Raw genomic sequence first — 3,080 nt, 5'->3', positions numbered from 1 at the left:
CGCGACCCCTTCGCCCTGACCGACCCCGGCGCCCTCGCCAAGGTGCGGGTCGCCCGGACCTGGCTCCGCGGCAGGAGCCTCAGCGGGTGAGGTGGTGGCGCAGTCCCTCGACGTCGGAGGCGGTCCACCCGTGGTCGCGCAGCCACCCGGCCGCTCCGCCCCATCCGGCGTCGACGGCGCGCAGGATCGCCCCGATCGACTCGGGCTTGGGGGACTGCTCGTCGATCGACTGCTGCGACAGGGCATGCCCGTACGCCGGGCGTGACATGAGGCGGCCGATGATGGCCTCGATCCGCTCGGCCGTGAGCACGTAGTCGGCCACGATCTCGTCGTGCGGCACCCCCGCCACGTCGAGTGCCATCGCGACGACCGTGCCGGTGCGGTCCTTGCCCGCGGCGCAGTGCACCACGGCCGCGCCCGGCGCATCGCCGATCACCCGCAGTGCAGCCGCGACCGAGTCGGGTCGGGCGGCGAGGTAGCCCAGGTAGTGCTCGGCCCAGAACGACGCGTCGCGGCGGGTGCCCTCAGGGCTCCACGGAACGGCCAGGGCCTTGGCCGCCAACGCGTCGAGGTCCTCCTCGCCGCGGGCGGCGATGAGTGAGTGGTGGTGATGGGTCAGCGACTCCACCCGGCGCAGCGGCCCGGGGCCCTCGAGGTGCACCTCGACCTCGGTGCGCAGGTCGATGATGTCGCTGACGCCGAGTTCGTCGACGAGCCGGGCCACGTCGGCGTCGGTGAGGTCCTGGAGGTTGTCGGAACGGATCAACCGCCCGGATGCCGTCCGCCCGCCGTCACGCGTGGGCAGCCCTCCGAGGTCGCGCATGTTGACGAGCCCGTCGAGCTCGATCCACCGGTCAGTCACCCGGTCATCCTAGGTCGGGGCACCGACGCCGTCGTTGCTGGGCAGGGGTCGACGCAGGGCCGGCAGCACGAGCCGGCGGCGAAGCCGCAGGTCGGCGGCGGCGAACAGGCCGCCCATCGTGCGCATGGTGCCCCCGAGGTCGTCGCGGCCGGTCAGGTAGGCCCAGCGCTGGTGCGACGGGAGGGCGAAGAAGACGTCGAAGAAGCCGGGGACCTCGGCGGGCGGCATCCGCAGCAGCGCCTCGAGCCCGATGCGCCGGAACCGGTGCACCGCCCGGGCCGACGGCGACCACACGACGGCGCGGGCGGCCGCGAGCGCGGCGTCGGGGCCGTCGGGGAGGTGGGCCGCCACGGCATCCGCGACCGGCCCGGCGAGGCCGAGGGCGGCGGCGATGCTGAAGCCCGTCGCGGGGTGCACGAGCGGTGCCGCCGCGCCGAAGCCGAGCACGCCGTCGACGTCGTGGCGTGGCCGGTCGACGGGGAAGCGCACGGTCTCGGTGCGGGCCCCGTCCGGCACCGCGATGCGGTGGTGCGCGAGCCGGGCCAGCAGCCGGCGCCGCAGCACGGGGACGGGGAGCCCCGGACGGCGGGCCAGCGAGGTCTCCTCGAGCAGCACCTCACCACGGCCGACGGGGATGCCGTAGAGGAACGTGGGCCAGCCCGGCTCGCCGTGGTCCGCGCGCCAGTCCATGAACAGCGCCTCCCCGGGGGGCACCAGCGCCGCGGCCGCCTCCTCGGGCACGACGACGCCGAAGGCGGTCTGCTCGGCCGCGACCGGCGCGCCGGCACCGGGCCGCCGCCGGGCCGTGCCGTTCAGGGGCTGCCACCGCCCCGCCGCGTCGACGACGACGGATGCCGTGAGCGTGCCCCCGCCCTCGAGCGCGACCCGTCCGGGGCCGGCCGGCCCGCTGACCCGGCCGGCGTGCACCTCGACCCCGGCCAGCTGCGCGTCCAGGTGGGCCCGCAGGGCCTCGACGTCGAACACGGCGTACTCCCAGCCGAGGTCGTGGGTGCCGACCGCGATGGCGCGACCCCGCGCCCGGGCGGCGATCGTCGACTCGGGGATGCCGGCGGGCAGCTCGTCCGCCCAGCACCCGTACGTCGCCGTGAAGGGGCGGTCGAGCTGCGGGTCGGCGAGCGCGGTGCTCAGGCCGGCTCGCGCGCACGCTCCGGCGAGCGCCCGGCCCGCGGGGCCGCCGCCGACGACGAGGACGTCCGTGCTCACGCGCCGACCCTAACCGGCGCCACCACGGCTGCGGTGCGTGGGCGAGGATAAGGACGTGCCCCGACTGCCCGACGGTGACCCCGCGCCCGAGTCCGGTGACCTGCCCGAGCCGGCCCTGGCCACGCTCGGGGACGGCCGGTTCGGCGTCTACCTGCACGTGCCGTACTGCTCGGTGCGGTGCGGCTACTGCGACTTCAACACCTACACCCTCGGTGAGCTCGGGCCGGGGGCGTCGATGGCGACCTTCGCCGACCAGGCCCTGGCCGAGCTCGACCTCGCCGCTCGGGTGCTCGGCGACCAGGCTCGGCCGGTCGACACGGTCTTCGTCGGGGGAGGCACGCCCACCCTGCTTCCCGCCGCTGACCTCGTGCGGTGCGTCGACGGCATCCGGACGCGTTTCGGCCTGTCCCCGAACGCCGAGGTGACCACCGAGGCCAACCCTGACTCGGTGACCGCCGCCGACCTCGCCGAGCTCGCCGCGGGTGGGTTCACCCGGGTCTCGATCGGCATGCAGTCGGTGGTGCCGCACGTGTTGCGCACCCTCGAGCGCACCCACGACCCCGCCCGCGTCGCGACCGCGGTCGCTGCGGCGAAGGATGCCGGGCTGGCGACGAGCGTCGACCTCATCTACGGCACCCCGGGCGAGAGCCTCGCCGACTGGCGCGCCAGCCTCGACGCCGCCGTGGCGCTGGAGCCCGACCACGTCTCGGCCTACGCGCTGATCGTCGAGGACGGCACGAAGCTCGCGGCGCAGGTGCGTCGGGGAGTGGTGGCGATGCCCGACGGTGACGACGAGGCCGACAAGTACGAGCTCGCCGACGACGTCCTCGCCGCGGCGGGCTACGACTGGTACGAGGTCAGCAACTGGTCGCGCACGCCGGCGGGGCGCTGCCGGCACAACGAGGGGTACTGGCGCGGTGACGCCTGGTGGGGTGTCGGGCCGGGCGCGCACAGCCACGTCGGCGGGGTGCGCTGGTGGAACGTCAAGCACCCG

The 3,080-nt window shown here is 75.7% G+C and carries 3 protein-coding genes; 1 reads left to right on the top strand and 2 read right to left on the bottom strand.

Annotation, left to right across the window (positions count from 1 at the left end; genetic code table 11):
- Positions 1–79 precede the first annotated feature (79 nt).
- Both PLL68_RS13485 and PLL68_RS13480 read right to left on the bottom strand, forming a co-directional pair.
- Positions 80–862: a tyrosine-protein phosphatase gene (locus tag PLL68_RS13485; RefSeq protein WP_324534925.1), complete on the bottom strand. Its 783-nt coding sequence runs from the start codon at positions 860–862 to the stop codon at positions 80–82.
- Positions 863–871: 9 nt separating this feature from the next.
- Positions 872–2,086: a lycopene cyclase family protein gene (locus PLL68_RS13480; protein WP_324534923.1), complete on the bottom strand. Its 1,215-nt coding sequence runs from the start codon at positions 2,084–2,086 to the stop codon at positions 872–874.
- Positions 2,087–2,141: 55 nt separating this feature from the next.
- On the opposite strand from PLL68_RS13480, the gene hemW reads away from it, so the two are divergent.
- A partial coding sequence (gene hemW / locus PLL68_RS13475) for a radical SAM family heme chaperone HemW (protein ID WP_324534921.1) occupies positions 2,142–3,080 on the top strand: 939 nt, incomplete at its 3' end.

Source organism: Ornithinibacter sp., assembly GCF_035443565.1.
Lineage (GTDB): Bacteria > Actinomycetota > Actinomycetes > Actinomycetales > Dermatophilaceae > Fodinibacter.
This window is presented reverse-complemented; position numbering and strand designations above follow the sequence as displayed.